Origin of the sequence: Flavobacterium sp. TR2 (assembly GCF_025252405.1) — a bacterium.
In the GTDB taxonomy this organism is placed as follows: domain Bacteria; phylum Bacteroidota; class Bacteroidia; order Flavobacteriales; family Flavobacteriaceae; genus Flavobacterium.
Genome location: NZ_CP104307.1, coordinates 708,307 through 729,304, shown reverse-complemented (window position 1 = coordinate 729,304; position 20,998 = coordinate 708,307). Strand labels below are relative to the sequence as shown.

Here is a 20,998-nt window from a genome sequence, read left to right as displayed (position 1 = left end):
CATTAAATTCCAAAAAATAAAAAATCCCAAATTCCAATTACTGTTTTGGAATTTGGGATTTTTATATTTGAATGTTTCTAAACTTTATTTTACTTCTTTGATAGTTGAAGAATCAATCCAGCCTTGAGTTCCATCTGTCAATTCGATTTTTTTCCAGCCTGCAACACTTTCTAAGACATAAACTTTTGCTCCTTCGTGCAATAGAATAATGCCATTTGAAGATTTTTGAGGTTCGTGTCGAACTTGGCTTAATTCAGAAAAAACAATGGCAACGCGATCATTTTCAAAATGGCTTTTTTCAGACATTCCTGCCGAAATGCTCAAAGCAAATGCAACCAAAATAATAAACATTCCCACAAAATAAATCCTTTTTGCAAGTGTACCGTTTGAAAAGTAATAGCCAATAAAACTCAATAAGAACACAAAACCAAGCGCAACAGAAATTTTGGCCCAAGCATTATAATCAAAAATAGAAATAAAGTTCTGGATCAGTTTTGCAAAACCTACTTTTGGAACTTCCTTGATTTCGTCAATAGTTAGTTTTTTGGCAAATTTTAGATTATTTAAAGTCTCAGGGTCGTTTGGCTTAAGAACCAGAGCTTTTTCATAATTGTAAATCGAAGGCGCAACTTGATTTAGTTTGTAATAACAGTTTCCGAGATTAAAATACAATTCGGCAGACTGCAATTTGTCTTCTTTGAGAATGTTTTCATAAACCTGTGCAGCTTCTTTATATTGCCCTTTTTGGTACAATGCATTGGCCGATTCAAAGCGCCCTTGCGCAAAGAAAACCTGCGAGATGAATAAAAAGAGATATAGTATGTTTTTCATTTTCTTTTTTAATAAGATTTTCAACTTTGCGAACTTAAATTCGACTCAATCTAAAATCAATTTTCTTAGCGAACTTTGCGTTAAAAAAAAATTAAACAATCTGTTTTTCTAATTCAGAAATAATCACAACAGCTTTATCATAATCCTGCTGAATCGAAGCGCTCGACGCTGGTGCATAACGCGCAAATTCGCAGTTTTCAGTCAAAGCAATAAAATTCTGAACCGTTTCTGGATTTGCATTTCTAGACAATAGCAATTCTCTGATATTGTCTTTACTCATTTCTGAAGTCTCAATATGCAGTTTTGCTTTCAAGAAATTATGCATTGCTTTTTCCAATGCGATATAGAAAGGCTCTTTGTTGTTAAGATGTTTCTTCGCTTGCGATAAATATTTTTTCGCCAGCTTATTGTTCATTCTAATTCTATTTCCGGCAACATCACTATCCATAGCCTCTTTTTTCTTTCTAGCAAGAATGATGATCGGAATAATGATGAATGGGGCAAACAGTAATCCTAAATACAGATTTGAGTCATAAAAATCCTTTTTCTCAATAGGAATTAAGGCTGTTTTAGATTTAATATTTTTGAATTCATCTGCTTTGGCCACAACATTTTTAGCCGCCGATGCGCCTGTATTTGCTTCAGCTGGCGTTGGCCCGTCCAAAACATCAATCATAATTTCTTTTGAAGTGATTGTTTTGTAAGTGCCAGTGCTCAAATCAAAATACGAAAACTGCATTGGTTTAATTGCGTATTTTCCTCTGTATTGCGGTACAATAGTATACTTGTCTGTGATTCTTCCAGACATACCTGTCAGCGAAGTGGTCACTTGTTCGTCGTGAACAGGATCATACATTTCTAATGCATTAGGCACAACTGGTTTTGGAAGAGTAAATAGCTTCATATTTCCAGTCCCCTGCGCACTTACAATTAAATCCAGACCTTCGCCGTTTTTAAGCGTTGTTTTTGATGGTGTGACAGTAAAATTCAATCTTCCCACCGCACCAGTAAATCCTTCTGGTTTGCTGCTTTCAGGAAGAGGTTTTACATTGATTGTTTTTGCTCCTGCAGATACTACTTTGTTGTCTTCTGTAATGATCATTTGGCCAAACATATCGCGACGATTTGTTGGCAATTGCACTCCAATATCCAGCGAAAGTGGCTCAATAGTTAGTTTTCCTGATTTTTGTGGATATAAAATCACTTTTTTCAAGATTACATAATAAGCCTGCTGGCCTTGATAAGATCCTTGCTGTACAGAAAGCTGTTTGACATCAATGTTCTGATTCCAGAAATCATTGTATTTAGGTTTCGCCAGTTCTTTAAAGCCGGTAACGCCAATGTTGTTAAAATACAGCTTGTAAACAACCGTAATAGGTTCGTTTAAGTACGGATTTGTTTTTGAGATTTCGGCAACTAGATTCAGCAATTCATTTCCAGATCCTTGCGGTCTGTCATTTGGATCTCTTTCTTGAGCAACGGCATTGGTTACTGTAACCTTTATCGGGTTTGTTTTGTAAACCTGACCGTTAAATTCTATCGCCGCCTGTTTAATTGTAATGGCACCTTTTCGCTCAGGCTGTAGGATATAAGAATATATTTTTTGAAAAGAGCTTCGTCCATTAATCCAAGACTGACTAATCTGCTGGCTTGGTCCGGCAACCATTTTAAATCCATCAAAAGAAGGCTGTTCGAAATTATCTCCGTCAACATTCATAATAAAATCAATGCGAAGCCTTTCGTTTAGTCCAAGTGTATTCTTGCTGACTCTGGCTTCAAATTGCACCTGAGCCATCAGTCCTTGAAAAGTGAGTAGAAATAGAATTAAATATCTTTTCATTTAATGTTTAATCGTTTTTTGTTTAGCTGTTAAACCGTTTAACTGTTTAATCGTTTAACTGAAGATTGGATGAAACAAATAAACAGTTAAACGATTAAACTCAAAATCCTACCAGTCTTTTTCTGTTTTCTTAGGATTTGCTTTTACTTTTTGAGCATTTACTTTGTCCTGAATTTTCTTTTCTTCATTATTCACCGCATCTAATAAATTCTGAACACGCTCTTTTGATATTCCTCCAGGCTGTGGTTTTGGCTGTCCTTGATTGTCAGACTTGTCATCTTTCTTAGGATCGTTTTTACCGTCTTTTTTGTCTTTGTCCTGGTCGCCTTTATCGTCTTTTTTATCTTTATCCTTGTCTTTATCTTTATTGTTGTCCTTGTTCTTGTCTTTATTTTTATCCTTATCCTTGTCTTTGTCCTTGTTTTTATCTTTGTTCTGATCGTTTTTAGGAGGATTCTCTTTTAGTTTTTGTTTGGCGTACGCATAATTGTAACGCGTTTCCTCATCGGTTGGGTCGTTACGGAGTGCCTGTTTATAAGCTTCGACTGCCTGCGTATAATCTTTCTCTTTCATGAAAGTATTTCCAAGATTATGATAAGCTTTATGTTTTTCAGGTCTTGTTTTGGCATTTTTTATGGCTTTCGCGTAAGCAAATTTAGCTTCCGAAATCTGATTTTGCCTGTAAATGGTATTTCCTAAATTATAAGGCGCTGCTGATTTTTTAGGAAATTTTGATTCCGAAATTCTATAGTTTGCCTCAGCATCAGTAAATTTATTCTGTTTATATTCTTCATTCCCAGCAGGCAATGTTTTGTCTTTTTCTTGAGCAGAAACTGCAAAAGAAACTGTTAGTAAAATATAAAGGAGTAAATTTTTCATTCTAATTTTGTTTTCTGTTCTGAATTTCACTCTGAACATTTATTTCTTTTCATTAAATAAATCCAACTCTTTGATCCAGCTTGTTTTTCTTTCCAATAAGAAAATGTCTAGGAAAAGCAATAAAAATGCAAATCCGATAAACCATTGAAACTGCGATTGAAATTCGGCCATTTGTGTAGCTTCAAATTCTGTTTTTTGAATATTGTTTAAAGCATTTTTTACGTATTCTAAAACTTCTTTTGTGCTTCCGCCGTAAACATAACCGCCTTTTGTTGCTTTTGCAATTGTTTTTAAACCTTCCTGATTTAATTTGGTGATTACTGTTTCTCCGTTTTGATCTTTCTGATAGCCTCTTACAACGCCATTTTCTTTTAACGGAATTGTTCCTCCTCTTTCTGTTCCGACACCAATGGTGATGATTTTCATTCCCAATTTATTAGCTTCTTCTGCCGCAGCAGCTGCGCCTTCAGAATGATCTTCACCGTCAGAAATAAGGATTAATAGTTTGCTGGTTTTGCTTTTTTCATCAAAATAAGTCGATGACAATTTAATGGCTTCATCCAAAGATGTGCCTTGAGAAGAAACCATTCCTGGACTCATGCTTTGTAAAAACATTTTTGCAACGCTATAGTCTGATGTAATTGGCAAAACTGGGAAAGCACTTCCTGCGTAAGCTACAATTCCGATTCTATCGCTTCCTAAATTGTTAATAATCTGAGAAACCAGCTGTTTGCTTTTTTCCAGACGGCTAGGAACAACGTCTTCTGCCAGCATACTTTTAGAAACGTCGACCGCAAAAACAATATCGATACCTTCTCGTTTTACGGTTTCCATTTTGGTTCCAATCTTCGGATTTACCAAACCGATAATCAAACAGGTAAGCGCCAAAAGAATCACTGTGATTTTTAAAACAGGTTTGAAAACCGATTTCTCTGGGCTCAGCCTTTTTACCATTTCCAGATCACCAAATTCACGCTGTGTTCTTCTTTTCCAATACATATTGAAAAGGAAAATACATACCACAATCGGGATCAGTATTAATAGATATAAATATTTTTTTTCGTCTAATTCCATAAATGTTTTTAAATTCCAATATTGAAATTGCTTCGCCTGTTCGCTAGCGCTCGAGTCAAAATTTTAAATTCCAAATCTTCTTTCTGATTTTTAATCTTTAAATTCCAAATTCCAATTTGTTATTTGGAATTTTATTATTGGAATTTTTTGATTTTGAATAAATCAAATGAAGCTTCTGTAAACCGTATTTCTTAATCCAACTTCTAGCAACAGCAAAAAGCCTGCAAATAAAACAAAAAACCTGTATTTTTCGTCATAATCATAGAATTTCAATTCCTGAATTTCTGTCGTTTCCAATTTATTGATCGAGTTGTATATTTCGGCTAATTTATCGTTGCTTGTTGCTCTAAAATAAGTTCCATCGGTTTTTTTGGCAATGTTTCGCATCAGCTTTTCATCGATTTCAACTTTTTGCATTTTGAATAAGAAACCGCCATTTGGAGCATATGCATATGGAGATTCTGCCATTCCGTTTGTTCCAAGTCCAATCGTATAAACTTTAATTCCGTATTGCTTTGCAATATCCGATGCTGTTTCTGGCTCAATAAAACCAGCGTTGTTTACACCATCGGTAAGCAAAATGATAACGCGGCTTTTTGCTTTGCTGTCTTTCAGACGATTTACGGCCGTTGCCAATCCCATTCCGATTCCTGTTCCGTCTTGTAAAACATTATCATATTTAATGCCTTTTATGGCTTCCAGAATAATAGCTTTATCGCTTGTAACAGGGGTTTTTGTATACGCTTCAGAAGCATACAAAACCAATCCGATTCTGTCATTTGGCCTTTCTTCAACGAAATCTGCAGCAACTCTTTTCAAAGCTTCCATTCGGTTTGGCTTTAAATCTTTTGCAAGCATAGAACCAGAAACGTCAATTGCCATTACAATATCAATTCCTTTTGTAGTTTTAGTCTGGTTGCTAATGTCTACTGTTCTTGGTCGTGCCAATGCTATAATTAGCGAACTTAAAGCTAAAATTCTAAAAACGTATAAACAAGGTTTTAGCTTTGTGAGTAAAGATTCGCTGTTTCGAAATCCTGCTGTCGAACTCATTTTTAAGGTAGCCGACTGCTGGTTGCGTTTCCAGAAAAACCAGATTATCGCAATCGGAATTAGTAGGAACAACCAAAGAAATTCTGGATTTAAAAAAGTGATCTTACTCATTAGTTGTTTGCTCTTTGAAGTTCAACAGAATTTAAGATACGAGTTGTAATCTCGTTTGCATAAGTATCGCCTTCTTCATGCAAAATCATGATTTGCTGTAATCCTTGATCTTGTTTGAATAGTAGCAATTCATAGTATGCTTTTGTACTCGTTTTGGTCGCAGGATTCAATACAGTCATTGTTCCATAGCCTTTTATTCCCTGAATGCCTTCGTTTGTTTGAAAATCTTCTTGTTTCACAATAATATTTTGTCCGCCTTGAGCCTCAATGATTTTTAGAGTGCCTTCAAGGGTTTTGCTTAAATCAATATCAGTTGGCTGTTTGAATTTAGATGTAGAAACTGTTACATAGAAATTATCAATTATGCTTCCGTATGTAAAAAGCTGCATTTCCTTGATAAGTGCCATTGCTTCTTTTGGAAGCACCTTTTGAGCGTCCATTCTTTTTAAAACCTTTGGAGTTTCGATAAGAACAGCTGGACTTCCATAAGCACTTTTTACCCATTCGCCTTCCAATAATTCTTTAGAAGGATGGCCAATAATATTGTCTTTTACGTAATTGAATCCTTTGGTAACTACAAAGAAAGTTGTTGTGGCAAATAATAAAAGTATGATAGCTGCTACTGCATAACCAATTCTTGCATTACGCTGTTTTTTAAGCTGCGCCTGAATTTGTTTTTGTCGTTGCGCTTCGTTCAACAACTGATCTTCTATATCCTCAGGAACTTCTGTCGGAATAGCGTTGTCAAGTGTTAAAATTACTTTTTGAATTTTATTTCGATCTTCTGTAATTTCAAAATCAAGTGGTTTTGATTTAGCAAATTTCACCAAATCGGCCTGACGCAGAACACGTTCCAGATTTTCAACCGTTTCTGGCGTAAGCGTCATTTTCTTTTGAGTCGATGCTATTCTGATGGCCTGAATCAATTCAGAAGTTGTGCTTTCCATAGCTGGAATATGAATGGCTTCTTCGATATAATTTCTAGCAATATCAGTTAGTTCGCTATAGTATTCTTTAATCTCGCCTTTTTGAACCAGTTCTTTTTGCTCTAGGTTGTTTAATAAGCTAGTCGCTTTTTCGATAGGCGTTTTATAAACTTCTTCTTCGATTTTTTTCAGCTGGCGTTTTTTAACGTACCAATAGACAAAAGCTCCGATTCCGATAATAGCTAAAACAATTAAAACGTAAATCCACCAACTTCCCATTCCCTCATTAGCAGGAGCTATATCTTTGATATCGTACATTTTCTGCTGTAAAGTGTCTACTTTTACATTGGCCACTTCAACTTTAATCGAATCTGAAAAGAAAGGTTTTTTATCAATTAAAATTTTGACGCTCGGAATGGTATAACGACCAGAATCAAACTGTGTTAATCCGTATTTTTTGATTAGCTCATAAGTGTCGTCTTTCTTAACCGTATCAATTGGATAAGATTGAATTACTTCTAATGGCCCAATGTTTTTAAGCTTCGGAAATTCAACTTTCGATTTTGAGCTTACAACAGTTTTAAGCGTCAGTTTAAACTCTGCGCCAATTTTGTTTTTTGTAGTATCAATGCTCGTTTCTACTGGTTTCTGCTGTGCAAAAATCAGGGTAGAAAAAAGCAATAAAAATATATAAAGTTTAAATTTCATTTGATTAACGATTGTTGATTTTAGATTAACGATTTTTGATTTGTTAATCAAAATTGCCAGATTTTTATCGTGATTTGAAATAGCCTAATAGTTTAGTAACGTAATTTTCGTCTACTCTTGTATTTACAATTCCTGCTCCAGATTTACGGAATGTATCTTTAAAGTAATTTAACTTTTCCTGATAATGCTTCTCATAATTCATTCGTACGGTTTTTGAACCTGTATCAACCAATTGTATATTGCCTGTTTCGGCATCCAGCATATGCACCATTCCTAAATTTGGAATTTTTTCTTCGCGGATATCGTACACGCGTACACCTGTGATGTCGTGTTTTTTAGAAGCAATTTTTAAAGTATGCTCGTAAGAATCAGACATAAAATCGGAAATCATAAAAATGATGGCTTTCTTTTTCTGGGTTCCAGATAAAAATTTCAAAGCTTGTGCAATGTCAGTTTTATGGCTTTTTGGTTCAAATTCGATCAATTCACGGATTATGCGCAATACGTGCGAACGTCCTTTTTTGGGCGGAATATATAATTCTATTGCATCAGAAAATAGGATTAAACCAATTTTGTCATTATTCTGCGTAGCCGAAAAAGCCATCGTTGCCGCAATTTCGGTTACAATGTCTTTTTTAAATTGATTTTTAGAACCAAAAGATTCAGAACCCGAAATATCGACCATCAAAACCATAGTCAGTTCGCGTTCTTCTTCAAATACTTTAACGTGAGCTTCGTTGTAGCGTGCGGTTACGTTCCAATCGATGTTACGAATATCATCTCCGTATTGGTATTGACGCACCTCGCTAAACGTCATTCCTCGTCCTTTAAATGAAGAGTGGTATTCTCCAGAAAAGATATGATTGCTCAGTCTCTTCGTTTTGATTTCTATTTTCCGTACTTTTTTTAAAAGCTCTTTTGTATCCATTTTTTTGGATTGCAGATTTTAGATATTAGATTTTAGATTGTTTTCTAGACCGCAGATTTAAATCTAAAATCTGCAATCTAAAATCTAAAATTTTTTAAGGTACCTCAATCTCGTTAACGATTTTGTTGATAATGTCTACAGAAGTAATGTTTTCTGCTTCTGCTTCGTAAGTGATTCCAACTCTGTGGCGTAACACATCGTGAACAACTGCACGAACGTCTTCTGGAATTACATAACCGCGACGTTTGATGAAAGCATAACATTTAGCAGCATTAGCCAAGTTGATACTTCCACGAGGAGAAGCTCCAAAACTGATAAGCGGTTTTAAATCGGCTAATTTGTATTTTTCTGGGTAGCGCGTAGCGAAAATAATATCTAAGATGTATTTCTCAATTTTTTCGTCCATGTAAACTTCACGAACGGCTTCTTGCGCGCGTAAAATCTGATCTACAGAAACTACAGGATTTACTTTTTCGAAAGTTCCTTTTAAGTTTTGGCGGATTACAAAACGCTCTTCGTCAATTTTTGGGTAATCAATAACGGTTTTCAGCATAAAACGGTCAACCTGCGCTTCAGGAAGTGCATAAGTACCTTCTTGCTCAACAGGGTTTTGCGTTGCCAATACTAAGAAAGGACGATCTAATTTGAATGTAGAGTCACCAATAGTAACTTGTTTTTCCTGCATTGCCTCCAAAAGCGCTGACTGAACCTTTGCAGGAGCACGGTTAATCTCATCGGCAAGTACGAAATTGGCGAAAATAGGCCCTTTTTTAATTGAGAACTCGTTTGCTTTAATGTTGTAAATCATGGTTCCGATAACATCGGCAGGCAATAAATCTGGCGTAAACTGGATACGGCTGAAAGAACCCTGAACCGCTTGAGAAAGCGTATTGATGGCTAAAGTTTTTGCCAGACCAGGAACTCCTTCCAATAAAATATGCCCTTGTCCAAGTAATCCGATCAATAGACGCTCGACCATATGTTTCTGACCCACAATAACTTTGTTCATTTCCATTGTAAGAAGGTCTATAAAAGCACTTTCTCTTTCAATTTTTTCATTTATCGCTCTAATGTCTAAAGTCGTTGTATTTTCTTCCATATAAATATTTTTAAAACCTTGATTTTTACGCCTAATTTTTGAGAGTGCAAATTGAATATTTTTTGAGAAGTAAGATGTTAAAGAATGGTTAAAACTTCGACCAATGACCTAATTTTAAGGACTAATTGTGAATCTATTTTTATATTTTTAAGAACTTTGATGATTATGTTTTATTAAAGCATAATTATTACCAAAAATAACGCATAATTATTATGAGCAAAACAGTCCTATCGCCTATAATTTCGGGCACTATGAATTGGGGAGTTTGGGATAAAAACCTTACAACCAAAGAAATGGAAAACATGATACAAGTGAGTATCGAAAACAAAATTACGACTTTTGATCACGCGGATATTTACGGTTCGTATACGACCGAAGCCGATTTTGGAAAAGCCTTTCACGCAAGTAAAATTGATCGTGAAAAATTACAATTAATTACCAAGTGCGGTATTCAGATGATTGCTGATAAACGCCCTGAAAACAAAATCAAACATTATGATTATTCTAAAGACTATATTATTAAGTCTGTCGAAACATCTTTGAAAAATTTAAAAACAGATTATGTAGATGTTTTTCTGCTTCACAGACCAAGTCCATTAATGCAGGCTGACGAAATCGCAGAAGCAGTTGAGAAATTAAAAGGAGAAGGAAAAATCATTGATTTTGGTCTTTCCAATTTTACAAGCTCTCAAACAGAATTAATTCGCCAAAAAACAGAAGTGAGTTACAATCAAGTGCAGTTTTCTGCAACGCATTATGAGCCAATGCTTGACGGCAGTTTGGATTATATGCAGACGAACGGAATTAGACCATTGTCATGGAATCCGCTTGGAACTGTTTTTAGAGAAGATACCAAGAAAACACGCCGTTTAAAAAAACTGTTCTCTACTTTGGTAGAAAAATATCATTTAGGTTCGGATACGCTTCTATTGGCTTGGATTTTAAAACACCCTGCAAAAGTAATTCCGATTGCAGGAACAGTAAACATTGCTAGAATTCAATCTTTAATGAAAGCAGTTGAATTGGAAATGGACAAAGAAGACTGGTTTGCAATTTGGACAGAAAGTATGGGCGACGATGTGCCTTAATTTTTACTATTCTGAAAAATGATATGCCTAGAAAAATTTGAGAAAAAAGATTATTCTGAATTGATCAATTCGGTCAAAAATGCAAAAGATTTGATGCAATTTGGCGGACCCGAATTCACTTTTCCCTTAACGGAGAGTCAAATAGATAAAACGCTTTCTGATGAAAATAGAGTTGCTTTTAGAGTTGCCGATAGTTCTAATGGAAATACGTTAGGACATTGCGAAATTTACTTTAAAGATGATAGTGCAAAATTGGGTCGAATCCTGATTATTGACGAAAATCAGAGAGGAAAGGGAATTGGTGAAAAAATGGTGGTTTTGTTGCTGCAATTTATTTTTGAAAACAGGAAAGAAAGAAACATCGAATTGAATGTTTTCGATTTTAATATTGGAGCTCAAAAATGCTATGAAAAAGTTGGGTTTGCCATTAATCCCGATAAAAAACTCATAAGAGAAGTAGACGGAGAAATTTGGACTGCACTTAATATGGTGTTGAATTTAGAGGAATGGATGAATAAGAATTAAAAATATTTGCCGCAGATTAAAAGAATTTTTACAGATTGAAAAATCATTAAATTCTTTTAATCTGTAGCAAAATGAAAAAAATAAAATGAAAAAAACAGTTTTAATTACTGGCGCTACGAGCGGAATAGGAAAAGCGACCGCTCAGATTTTAGCAAAAAATAATTTCAAGGTTGTGCTTTGCGGCAGACGTATAGACCGTTTGGAAGAACTTCAAAAAGAACTTTCTGCTTTTACCGAAGTGCATTCTTTAGCATTTGATGTCCGAAACAAAAAAGAGGTTCTTGAAAAAATAGGTGCTTTGCCAAACGATTTTTCGACAATCGACGTTTTAATTAATAATGCAGGAAATGCGCATGGTTTAGATCCTATCCAAAATGGAGATTTAGACGATTGGGATGCGATGATTGATATTAATGTAAAAGGACTTTTGTACGTTTCTAAAGCGATAATTCCTCAGATGGTTGAGAGACAATCTGGGCATATTATTAATATTGGTTCAACAGCTGCCAAAGAAGTGTATCCTAACGGAAATGTATACTGCGGTTCTAAACACGCGGTTGATGCCATTACAGCTGGAATGCGAATCGATTTAAACCCGTTTGGAATTAGAGTTGGTGGCATTCACCCAGGAATGGTTGCGACTGAATTCAGCGAAGTCCGTTTTAAAGGAGATGTCGAAAGAGCGGCAAATGTCTACAAAGGATTTGATCCGTTGCAGGCTGAAGATATTGCTGATATTATCCATTTTGTGGTTTCAAGACCATATCATGTTAATATTGCGGATTTGGTTGTCATGAGCACGGCGCAGGCCTCTTCGACAATTGTTAAGAAGAATATTTAGATTTTTAGACTAACTTAGACTTCTTAGATTTCAATAATTTAAATTTAAGAAGTCTAAAATCTAAAGTTCGGTAGCCTAGGAAGTCTAATGTCTAAAATATAAGAAGTCTAAAACAATGATTAATAAACGCCTTTTAATTAAAAATCTCCTCGCTCATAATGACGAAAGCAGTTTTTATGATAAGAAAAGGCAATTGAATCTTCATTCGAGAGAAGGGAAAGGCAAGTTTCTAAAGCATATTTGCGCCTTGTCCAATTCCAACCCAAATAATAATTCTTATATCGTAGTTGGAGTAGAAGATCAGGACAACGAAATTGTCGGCGACGATTTCTTCGATGACAGCCGAATTCAGAATCTAGTCAATGCTTTTTTAGAAAATCCTCCAAAAATTCAATACGAAAACGTCCCATTTCCAAATCTTCCAAAAGACAAAGTAATCGGTCTGGTTACCATAAAACCTAAAAGTAAAATTTCGTACTTCAAAAAAGGAATTCATACGATTCTTGCCAACAGTGTTTTTGTGAGGCGGGGCAGTAATTCGATTCCGCTAGAAGAACATGAAGAAATCGAGAAAAACAATCAGAATACAGAAACGGTAATTGGAATTGAAAACAGTTCTAGAAACAGCATTCAGTATACTTTAGACGGCGTTATCGATTTCATGAATTTTAGGCACAAGGATATGTCGCCAAAATATCGCGTTTTTAAAGAATTGTTTGTAATCTGTTGGGCGGGAGTTCCGAAGAAACTTCGTGAAAAAACCTATTTGTCCCGTGTTGATATCGAATTGATCAACGAACAGATTAAGCTTTTTTATTCTGCGCAGGATGTGGTTACGATAGATTATAATGATGATACTTTTACCATTACAGAATATGTTCCTCTAGGGCTGAATGACAAAACGAGCTATTATCCGTTAGAGGAGCAAACAATTCATTTTTTTGACAACGGATACTATAAAATAGACCGTCAGATGCTTTTTCAGCCGCCAGAATTTAACCGTAAAATGCTGTATCATATCTACAATTCGAATATGGCTTTATTGGCCAAACTCCAAAAAGAAATTACCCTGTCTGAACGGGAAATGAAAGATTTAGAAAATCTGCCTTCTACTTTTATGATCTGCTATTTGAATGGTTTCGAAGATGCGCGACAAAAACTAATTGATGCAAAATTGCTTCTCAAACCTTACAGGCAAGTTTATACTTCGTTTAAAGAAGCTTTGAGGGTTTTGCGTAAAATGAAGTATGATGTGCAGTAAAGGTTCAAAGGTTTAGAGATAGAAAGTAACAAAGGTTTTTCTGTAGAGACGCACTGCAGTGCGTCTAACATTTTGATAAATTGTTTCTTTTATTGAAAATTCAAATACTTTTTTACTTCTTCATAAGGAAATAAAAGCTCTTTTGGGCCATCTGCATAAGATGCGGCTTCGTATGAGTTGTAATATAAAAGCAAACCTGCAGAAGTGTAGAAAATGTTTTGAGGCAGTTGGAATTTATCATTTTCAAACATTAATCCGGTTGCATTAATATTCGATTTTTTTGGGATTTTATATTTTGTTCTAAAAGTTTTTTCAGCGAAAGCCTTAAACTCATTTTCGTTTTTAAATAATTGTCTGTTGAAAATTGTTTTTCCTGTTTTTTTATCGAATAGCAATGATCGGTAGCCCTGATATCCATGAGCACCGCCAGTAAAAGTATAGTGGTCGATTTTAAGATTTAAAACCTGATCAGATTCAAATTCGACATTGCCAATAATCTTTGCTTCCCAACCAAAAGTATCATTTGGAAATTTTTGATGCATTTCTTCGTATGAAGCAATAAACGATTTTGCCAACGATTTGTAGTCATCGACTTTTACGGAATCTTCTTCAAAAAAGACAATCTCTTTTATGACAGCAAAGACTTTTTTATTAATGCTGTCTGATGCTGTTTTATTATTTTTAGCTATTGGAACTTCTATCGTGATTTTTGGACAGTCATTGGTGCACGGGACAGTAGATTTCTCTTCAAACGTTTCATTTTCAAATGAAAGCTCTTTTTTGCAACTTGTAAAAATCAAACACAAAAAGATTATAAATATGTAATTTTTCATATCAAAAAGTGTTAATTATCTACAAAGGTAAGAAGTTGTGTCGCGATAAAATAAATTAAGCGGTAAATTTGTAAAAGAATTAAGGAATTTAAATTTATAACTATATGAAATTCAATACAAAAGTAATACACGGAGGACAGCATCATGATCCAAGCACAGGTGCAGTTATGCCGCCAGTGTACCAGACTTCAACATTTGTGCAAACAAGCCCAGGAAAACCTTTGGCGGATTACGAATACAGTAGGGCGTCTAATCCTACGCGTACTGCTTTAGAAGACGCTTTAGCAAGTATTGAAAACGGAACGCGCGGATTGGCATTTTCGTCTGGTCTTGCTGCTACAGATTGTGTTTTAAGATCTTTTAAAGCTGGAGACGAAATCATTGCAATGGATGATTTATATGGAGGAACGTACAGAATGTTCTCGCGCGTATATAAAGATTCGGGTATTAAATTTCATTTTGTTGATATGACGAATATCGAAAAACTGAAAAGTCTAATCAACGAAAACACTAAACTGATTTGGGTAGAAACGCCAACCAATCCATTAATGAAATTGGCGGATATTCAGGAAATAGCAAAAATTACACAAGAGAAAAAAATTCTTCTTGCTGTAGATAATACTTTTGCAACGCCATATTTGCAGAAACCTTTAGATTTAGGAGCTGATATTGTAATGCACTCTGCAACAAAATATTTAGGAGGACACTCTGATGTTATTGCGGGTGCTTTAATTGTAAAAGACGCAGCCCTTGGAGATCAATTGCATTTTCAGCAGTTTGCTACAGGAGCAACACTTGGGCCAATGGATAGCTTTTTGGTTTTAAGAGGAATCAAGACTTTGGCTTTAAGAGTTCAGAGACATTGCGAAAATGGAGAAAAAGTGGTGGAGTTTTTAAGCAGTCACCCCAAGATTAAAACGGTGTATTATCCAGGTTTAAAGAATCACCCGTTTCATGAAATTGCAAAGAAACAAATGAAGGCTTTTGGAGGAATGGTTTCTTTCGATTTCAAATCGGGAAAAAAAGAAGATTCTATCGCGTTTTTAGAAAAGCTGAAAGTATTTACTCTTGCTGAATCTTTAGGCGGAGTAGAATCATTGGCTAATCATCCGGCATTAATGACACACGCCTCAATTCCTGCAGATAAGAGAGCAGAAGTTGGTATAACTGATGATTTGGTTAGATTAAGCGTTGGTATTGAAGATGCAGAAGATTTAATAGCCGATTTGGAGCAGGCTTTAGCTTAATTAAATCCCAAAAAATAAAAAACCCAAATTCCAATTTTAGTTATTTTGGAATTTGGGATTTTTTATGTTGAATTATTGAGATTTAAAACTCTAAATAGTAAATGTATCCGAAGTTAAACCAAACCTGCCAGTCGTTAGATTTGTTTTCTTTGTAAATATCTTTATTTGGGTTTAATCCGTCGATCCAATCCGAGTTATACATTTGGAAACGAGTTTCAAACATTAAATCGCTCATGTCAGTCAATTTGTAATGAACCCCGACTGCGGCTGTTGCAGATAAAACCACACCGGTTTCGGTAGAAAAACCATGCGGACGCCCATCAGATGGAGTTAGGTATTTTCCTGGAGTCACATCAGGCAGATTAATATCTCCTAAATGAGATCCAATTTTAGTTGAATAATAGTTCACCTGAAACCCTAAAGCTCCATACGGACTAAAGCTACCAACTGAGTTTTCGAAGTCGTGAATTTTCATAAAAGGAGAAAATTCTACTTGAGCACCTAAGCCTACAATACTAGAGCTTGCGTGCATATTTTTCAGCTGCTGAGCAAAGATTCCGTTCGGTTTTCTTTCAACCCACTGTCCAAAATGTTTTAAAGTAGTTCTGCTGTACGACAGATCAGATCTTACTTTAAAATGTTCTGTAAAATAATTTTCTCTATTATTATTGGCAGAAAAGTTGATGAAGTGCATAATTCCGATGCCGTAACCTGTGTTTCCAACATTCGTATCAAAGTTATTTCTTTCGCCAAAATCGGACTGTAAAGTTACTGGGCCAGCATAGATTCCGATCTCTTGTGCGAGTCCTTGCGCTGATACAGCAGTTGTGATGCCGAACAAGGCAAATAATGTGATAAATAGGGGTTTAGACATACTTGAGGGCTTACAAATCACGGCAAATATATAAAAAACATAATCGATTCAAAATATTAAATCGCTGTATTGAAAAATAAGTAACAAAATACTTAATTTACTAACTTTTAAAAGGTGTTTTATATGTAAACACCTACATGAAAAATGTGTTTTTTTTGGAATGTTTGAAAAAAACACAAATCGCTTTAAAAAAGTGAAAAATATAACTTCGAATCATTATTTGCTATATCTTTGTCGGTTAAAACGAAAACGTTTTCTTAAACGTGATTTCTTATTTTATAAGAGTAAAAATTTAAGTCTAAAATTATCTGAAAATTTATTTCAAAGATGGAACAAAAAATAAATGAATTTATGGCTCTTGTTGAGTCAAAAAATCCAAATGAGCCAGAATTTCTTCAAGCTGTTAGAGAATTTGCAGAAACTGTAATTCCGTTTATATCTGAACGTAAAAAATACGATGGAAAGAATATTCTTTTAAGAATCGCTGAACCGGAAAGATCAATAATATTTAGAGTTCCGTGGGTAGACGATAAAGGAGAAATTATTGTAAATAGAGGTTTTAGAATTCAGATGAACTCTGCAATTGGACCTTACAAAGGAGGAATCAGATTTCACCATACCGTAAATTTATCAGTTTTAAAATTCTTGGCTTTCGAACAAGTTTTCAAAAACAGTTTGACAACGCTTCCAATGGGTGGAGGTAAAGGAGGATCTGATTTTGACCCAGAAGGAAAATCTGACGGAGAAATTATGCGTTTCTGCCAGTCGTTTATGACAGAATTATGCCGTCATATTGGGCCAGACCTTGACGTTCCTGCTGGAGATATTGGTGTGGGAGCAAGAGAAATTGGTTATTTGTTTGGACAGTACAAAAGAATTAGAAATGAATTTACTGGAGTTTTAACTGGTAAAGGTTTGGCTTACGGAGGTTCATTAATCAGACCAGAAGCTACAGGATATGGAGTAGTTTATTTTACAGATCAAATGCTTCGTACTATTGGTCATGAGATTAAAGGAAAAAGAGTGGCAATTTCTGGATTCGGAAATGTGGCTTGGGGAGTAGCTTTAAAAGTAAATGAATTAGGAGGTAAAGTAGTTACAATTTCTGGACCTGACGGATACATTTATGATGAAGAAGGAATTTCTGGAGAAAAAATCGACCATATGGTTGAGATGAGAGCTACAGGAGATAACAGAGCAGAAAGATATTTAGAGAAATATCCAAATGCTATTTTCCATAAAGGAAAAAGCCCTTGGGAAGTAAAAGTAGATATCGCAATTCCATGTGCTACTCAAAACGAATTAAACGGAGATGATGCTAAGAAATTAATTGATAATGGCGTTTTATGCGTAACAGAAGCTGCAAATATGCCTTCTACTTTAGATGCTATTAAACTTTTCTTAGACAACAAAGTGTTATTTGCACCAGGAAAAGCTGCAAACGCTGGAGGTGTTGCTGCTTCTGGATTAGAAATGACTCAAAACTCAATCCGTTTGAATTGGACTAGTGAAGAGGTAGATTTGAGATTGAAAGATATCATGGTTGGAATTCATAACCAATGTAAAAAATACGGTGCTGAAGAAGACGGATATGTTAACTACGTAAAAGGAGCAAACATTGCGGGATTTGTAAAAGTAGCCGATGCGATGCTTGCGCAAGGTGTCGTTTAAGATTTACTTACAACTATAAAAAAATGCCCTCGATTATCTGCATAAGATATCGGGGGTATTTTATTTGTGCTAAAAATTAAATAAAATCTTGTTTGTAGTATATTTGCCCTAATCGAATATATTAAATGATGAAAAAAGTATTTTGCTGCGGTTTGTTTTTACTTCTCATTCAGTTTTGCGGAGCGCAGGGCAAACTGTCTTGGCAGGGATATTTCTCATTTAATGAAATAAAAGATATTTCTGAGTCGGCTACAAGTGTATTTGCGGCTTCAGAAAATGCCTTGTTTTCAAAAAACGTGTCCACAAATATTCTTAAGTCAACAACTACCGTTGATGGACTATCAGGTCAGACAATTTCTGCAGTTTATTATAGTGAAGCATTCAAAAAAACAATAATCGGTTACGAAAATGGCTTGATGATTTTAGTCAATGAAGGTGATGGAAGTATTCTGAAAAAAGTTGACATAATTAACAAACAACTGCCGGCAAACACAAAAAAGATCAATCATTTTATGGAAGATAATGGAATGGTCTATGTTTCTTGCGATTTCGGAATTGTGCAATTCAATTTGAAGACTTCTCAGTTTGGCGACACTTATTTTATTGGCGACAATGGAGCAGAAATAAGCGTGAAGCAAACCACCTTATTTAACGGATTCATTTTTGCGGCAACATCAAGCGGCATTAGAAAAGCAGATAAGACAAATGCAAATCTTATAGACTATAATCAGTGGTCGGTTGTAACAGGAGGAAGTTGGTCAAGCGTCGAGACTTTGGATGCTGAACTTATTGCGATAAATGATTCTGGATATATTCACAGATTCAATTCGAATACCTTTGTCGGTTTTTTCCAGCTACCCCAAACAGCCGTTGATACAAGAGCAAAAAATCATAATCTATTTGTCACAACTGCCAATACTGTTTATGTGTATAATAATCAGATGGTGCTGAATCGACAAATTTCAAATTCTCAGGTGCTGGATAATACGTTGAATTTTAGCTGTGCAACGGCAGTTGGAAACCAAATTTTTATTGGAACAAAAGAAAAAGGGCTCTTTGCTTCTTCACTTACAAATGTCGCCGCTTTTGAAAATAATACTCCAGCTGGGCCAGTTCGCAACAATATTTTTGCTATCGACGCGGGTTCAAGCGTTTTGTGGGCAGTTTACGGTGATTATGATGCTTCATATAACCCATATCCTTTAGATAATTATGGAGTCAGCAGGTATAATGCTTCAGGATGGCTAAACATTCCATACTCTGAAGTGTATGATGCAAAATCTATTACAAAAGTTCTCGTTAATCCGAACAACGAAAAACAAGTTTATGCAAGCTCTTTCTTTTCGGGTCTGGTGAAAATTGAAAATGACGTGCCGAATTTTTTATATAATGAAAAAAATAGCGGTTTGGAATCTATAGCTACAGAAGGTCCAGACTATATTGATGTCCGAATCAATGCAGCAGCATTTGATAAAGCTGCAAATCTTTGGGTAACAAATAGCCGAATTAAAAATGGTCTGAAAGTTTTAAAAACAAATGGACAATGGGGGAGTTATGCCATGACTTCTATTTTGGATAATGCCGAAGAAAGCAATTATTCCAGTCTGGTTATTGATCGCAATAACGTAAAATGGATTGGAACCAGTAAAGATGGAGTTGTTGGTTTTAATGAAAGTGCCAATACATTCAAAAAAATGACTTTTGGGGTCGATGCCGGAAATTTACCTATAGCCGATGTTAGAGCATTAGCAATAGATACAAAAAATCAGCTTTGGATAGGAACAACAAAAGGGCTTAGAGTTTTGTCCAATGTCAGCAATTTTCAGTCGGAAAGTCAGTTAAAAGCAAATCCTATTATTATAAACGAAGATGATTTGGCGCAAGAATTATTATACGAGCAATTCATTACTTCTATTGCTGTTGACGGAGCGAATAATAAATGGATCGGGACTGCAGATTCTGGTGTTTTTATGGTTTCGCCAAACGGCCAGGAAACCAAATATCATTTTACAATAAACAATTCTCCATTGCCAAGCAATGATGTCACTGATGTTAAGATAAATGCTAAAACAGGAGAAGTTTTTATTGCCACCAATAAAGGGCTGGTTTCGTTTAATGGAATTGCAACAGGAGCAAGCGACGATTTGAGCAATGTATATGTGTATCCAAATCCAGTGCGCCCAACCTATACGGGAACTGTGAAAGTTGCTGGATTAATTGATAAAGCCAATGTTAAAATCACAGATATCGAAGGAAATTTAGTTTACGAAGTAACAGCTTCTGGCGGAACTATTGAATGGGATACTACTGCTTTTGGCAAATACAAAGTGGCCTCTGGCGTTTATATGGTTTTTATTTCTGCCGAAGACGGAGGAGAAACGAAAGTTAAAAAAGTGATGATTATTCGTTAATCGAAAAGGCGAAAGTCTGAAAGTTAAAAATGTCTAAGAAGTCTAGTATCTAAGAAGTCTAAAAATCAAAAATTGTTAGTCAAAACAAAAGCCATAGTAATTTCATCTTTAAAATTTCAAGAAAAAAGCTTGATCGTAAAATGTTTTACGCTTTCTAGCGGATTGAAATCTTATTTTGTGCGCGATGCTTTTTCAAGCCGAAAAGCAAGCCAGAAGATTGCCTATTTTCAGCCATTTTCTATTTTGGAAATTGAAGCGGTCCATAAAAATAAAGGTACGCTTGAGAATTTTAAAGAAATTAAAACTGCCGTACCGTTTCAGAGCATTCACACCGATATCGTGAAAAGCACAATGGTGATGTTTCTTTCTGAGATGCTTCACCATTCTATTCAAGAAGAAGAAAAAAACGAACCGCTTTTTGTCTTTCTAGAAACAGCGCTGACTTGGCTGGATCATCACGACGAAATTTCAAATTTTCATTTGATTCTCCTTCTGGAAATTACAAAATATCTCGGATTTTATCCTGACCTATCCGATATTGATCTTCCTTTCTTTGAAATAAATGAAGGAATTTTTACGGTTTTCCACAATTCAACAGCGCTTTCTGAGCATGAAACCAGTTTGTTAAAAAAACTTATCGATTTAAAGTTTGATAACAGTCAAAAAGTCTTCAATGTAGTTGAAAGACAAATATTATTAAAGGTTTTAATTGATTTTTATTCTTCTCATTTAGAAGGTTTTAAACGACCAAAATCATTGAATGTTTTGAAAGAAATTTTTTCATAATCACATTTCTAT

18 protein-coding genes are annotated in these 20,998 nt (G+C 35.1%); 8 read left to right on the top strand and 10 right to left on the bottom strand.

The features are described from left to right. Positions 1-84: 84 nt before the first annotated feature. From N4T20_RS03625 to N4T20_RS03590, 8 genes are all read right to left on the bottom strand, one after another. Positions 85-831 carry a tetratricopeptide repeat protein gene (locus N4T20_RS03625; RefSeq protein WP_260671746.1) on the bottom strand — a complete coding sequence of 249 codons (747 nt, stop codon included), beginning with the start codon at positions 829-831 and terminating at the stop codon, positions 85-87. Positions 832-922: 91 nt separating this feature from the next. Continuing rightward, positions 923-2,671 carry a BatD family protein gene (locus N4T20_RS03620; RefSeq protein WP_260671745.1) on the bottom strand — a complete coding sequence of 583 codons (1,749 nt, stop codon included), beginning with the start codon at positions 2,669-2,671 and terminating at the stop codon, positions 923-925. A gap of 108 nt (positions 2,672-2,779) precedes the next feature. After that, positions 2,780-3,550: a tetratricopeptide repeat protein gene (locus N4T20_RS03615; protein ID WP_260671744.1), complete on the bottom strand. Its 771-nt coding sequence runs from the start codon at positions 3,548-3,550 to the stop codon at positions 2,780-2,782. A gap of 39 nt (positions 3,551-3,589) precedes the next feature. Next, positions 3,590-4,624, bottom strand: a complete 1,035-nt coding sequence (locus tag N4T20_RS03610; RefSeq protein ID WP_260671743.1) for a VWA domain-containing protein — start codon at positions 4,622-4,624, stop codon at positions 3,590-3,592. Between the two features lie 162 nt (positions 4,625-4,786). Beyond that, positions 4,787-5,788, bottom strand: a complete 1,002-nt coding sequence (locus tag N4T20_RS03605; protein ID WP_260671742.1) for a vWA domain-containing protein — start codon at positions 5,786-5,788, stop codon at positions 4,787-4,789. Continuing rightward, a complete protein-coding gene (locus N4T20_RS03600) occupies positions 5,788-7,422 on the bottom strand; it encodes a hypothetical protein (protein ID WP_260671741.1) in 1,635 nt (544 codons plus the stop codon). The genes N4T20_RS03605 and N4T20_RS03600 overlap by 1 nt, the downstream gene beginning before the upstream one ends. A gap of 64 nt (positions 7,423-7,486) precedes the next feature. After that, positions 7,487-8,350 (bottom strand): DUF58 domain-containing protein, encoded by an 864-nt coding sequence (locus N4T20_RS03595; RefSeq protein WP_260671740.1) that lies wholly within the window; start codon positions 8,348-8,350, stop codon positions 7,487-7,489. 94 nt (positions 8,351-8,444) lie between these two features. Continuing rightward, a complete protein-coding gene (locus N4T20_RS03590) occupies positions 8,445-9,449 on the bottom strand; it encodes an AAA family ATPase (RefSeq protein ID WP_111425207.1) in 1,005 nt (334 codons plus the stop codon). 212 nt (positions 9,450-9,661) lie between these two features. Between N4T20_RS03590 and N4T20_RS03585 the strand changes: the two genes are divergently transcribed. The 4 genes from N4T20_RS03585 (at position 9,662) to N4T20_RS03570 (ending at position 13,164) form a co-directional block, all read left to right on the top strand. Next, positions 9,662-10,537, top strand: a complete 876-nt coding sequence (locus N4T20_RS03585) for an aldo/keto reductase family oxidoreductase (protein WP_260671739.1) — start codon at positions 9,662-9,664, stop codon at positions 10,535-10,537. Positions 10,538-10,555: 18 nt separating this feature from the next. Continuing rightward, positions 10,556-11,062: a GNAT family N-acetyltransferase gene (locus tag N4T20_RS03580; protein WP_260671738.1), complete on the top strand. Its 507-nt coding sequence runs from the start codon at positions 10,556-10,558 to the stop codon at positions 11,060-11,062. Positions 11,063-11,147: 85 nt separating this feature from the next. Continuing rightward, complete coding sequence (locus N4T20_RS03575) at positions 11,148-11,903, top strand: SDR family NAD(P)-dependent oxidoreductase (RefSeq protein WP_260671737.1); 756 nt, start codon at positions 11,148-11,150, stop codon at positions 11,901-11,903. 115 nt (positions 11,904-12,018) lie between these two features. Further along, positions 12,019-13,164: an ATP-binding protein gene (locus N4T20_RS03570; protein ID WP_260671736.1), complete on the top strand. Its 1,146-nt coding sequence runs from the start codon at positions 12,019-12,021 to the stop codon at positions 13,162-13,164. 89 nt (positions 13,165-13,253) lie between these two features. Here N4T20_RS03570 and N4T20_RS03565 read toward each other — a convergent pair whose 3' ends face one another. Further along, the gene (locus N4T20_RS03565) at positions 13,254-13,997 is read right to left on the bottom strand and encodes a DUF3298 and DUF4163 domain-containing protein (protein WP_260671735.1); all 744 of its coding nucleotides are present in this window, start codon (positions 13,995-13,997) and stop codon (positions 13,254-13,256) included. 104 nt (positions 13,998-14,101) lie between these two features. Between N4T20_RS03565 and N4T20_RS03560 the strand changes: the two genes are divergently transcribed. After that, the gene (locus tag N4T20_RS03560; RefSeq protein WP_260671734.1) at positions 14,102-15,244 is read left to right on the top strand and encodes a cystathionine gamma-synthase; all 1,143 of its coding nucleotides are present in this window, start codon (positions 14,102-14,104) and stop codon (positions 15,242-15,244) included. Between the two features lie 82 nt (positions 15,245-15,326). Here the strand turns inward: N4T20_RS03560 and N4T20_RS03555 are convergent, their stop codons facing one another. Further along, positions 15,327-16,118: a THC0290_0291 family protein gene (locus N4T20_RS03555; protein WP_260671733.1), complete on the bottom strand. Its 792-nt coding sequence runs from the start codon at positions 16,116-16,118 to the stop codon at positions 15,327-15,329. Positions 16,119-16,445: 327 nt separating this feature from the next. On the opposite strand from N4T20_RS03555, the gene gdhA reads away from it, so the two are divergent. From gdhA to recO, 3 genes are all read left to right on the top strand, one after another. Then, entirely contained in the window at positions 16,446-17,789 is a 1,344-nt protein-coding gene (gene gdhA, locus N4T20_RS03550; protein WP_260671732.1) for an NADP-specific glutamate dehydrogenase, read from the top strand. 128 nt (positions 17,790-17,917) lie between these two features. Then, on the top strand, positions 17,918-20,200 hold the full coding sequence (locus N4T20_RS03545; RefSeq protein ID WP_260673093.1) for a T9SS type A sorting domain-containing protein: 2,283 nt from the start codon (positions 17,918-17,920) through the stop codon (positions 20,198-20,200). Positions 20,201-20,272: 72 nt separating this feature from the next. Continuing rightward, entirely contained in the window at positions 20,273-20,986 is a 714-nt protein-coding gene (gene recO, locus N4T20_RS03540) for a DNA repair protein RecO (protein WP_260671731.1), read from the top strand. Positions 20,987-20,998 lie beyond the last annotated feature (12 nt).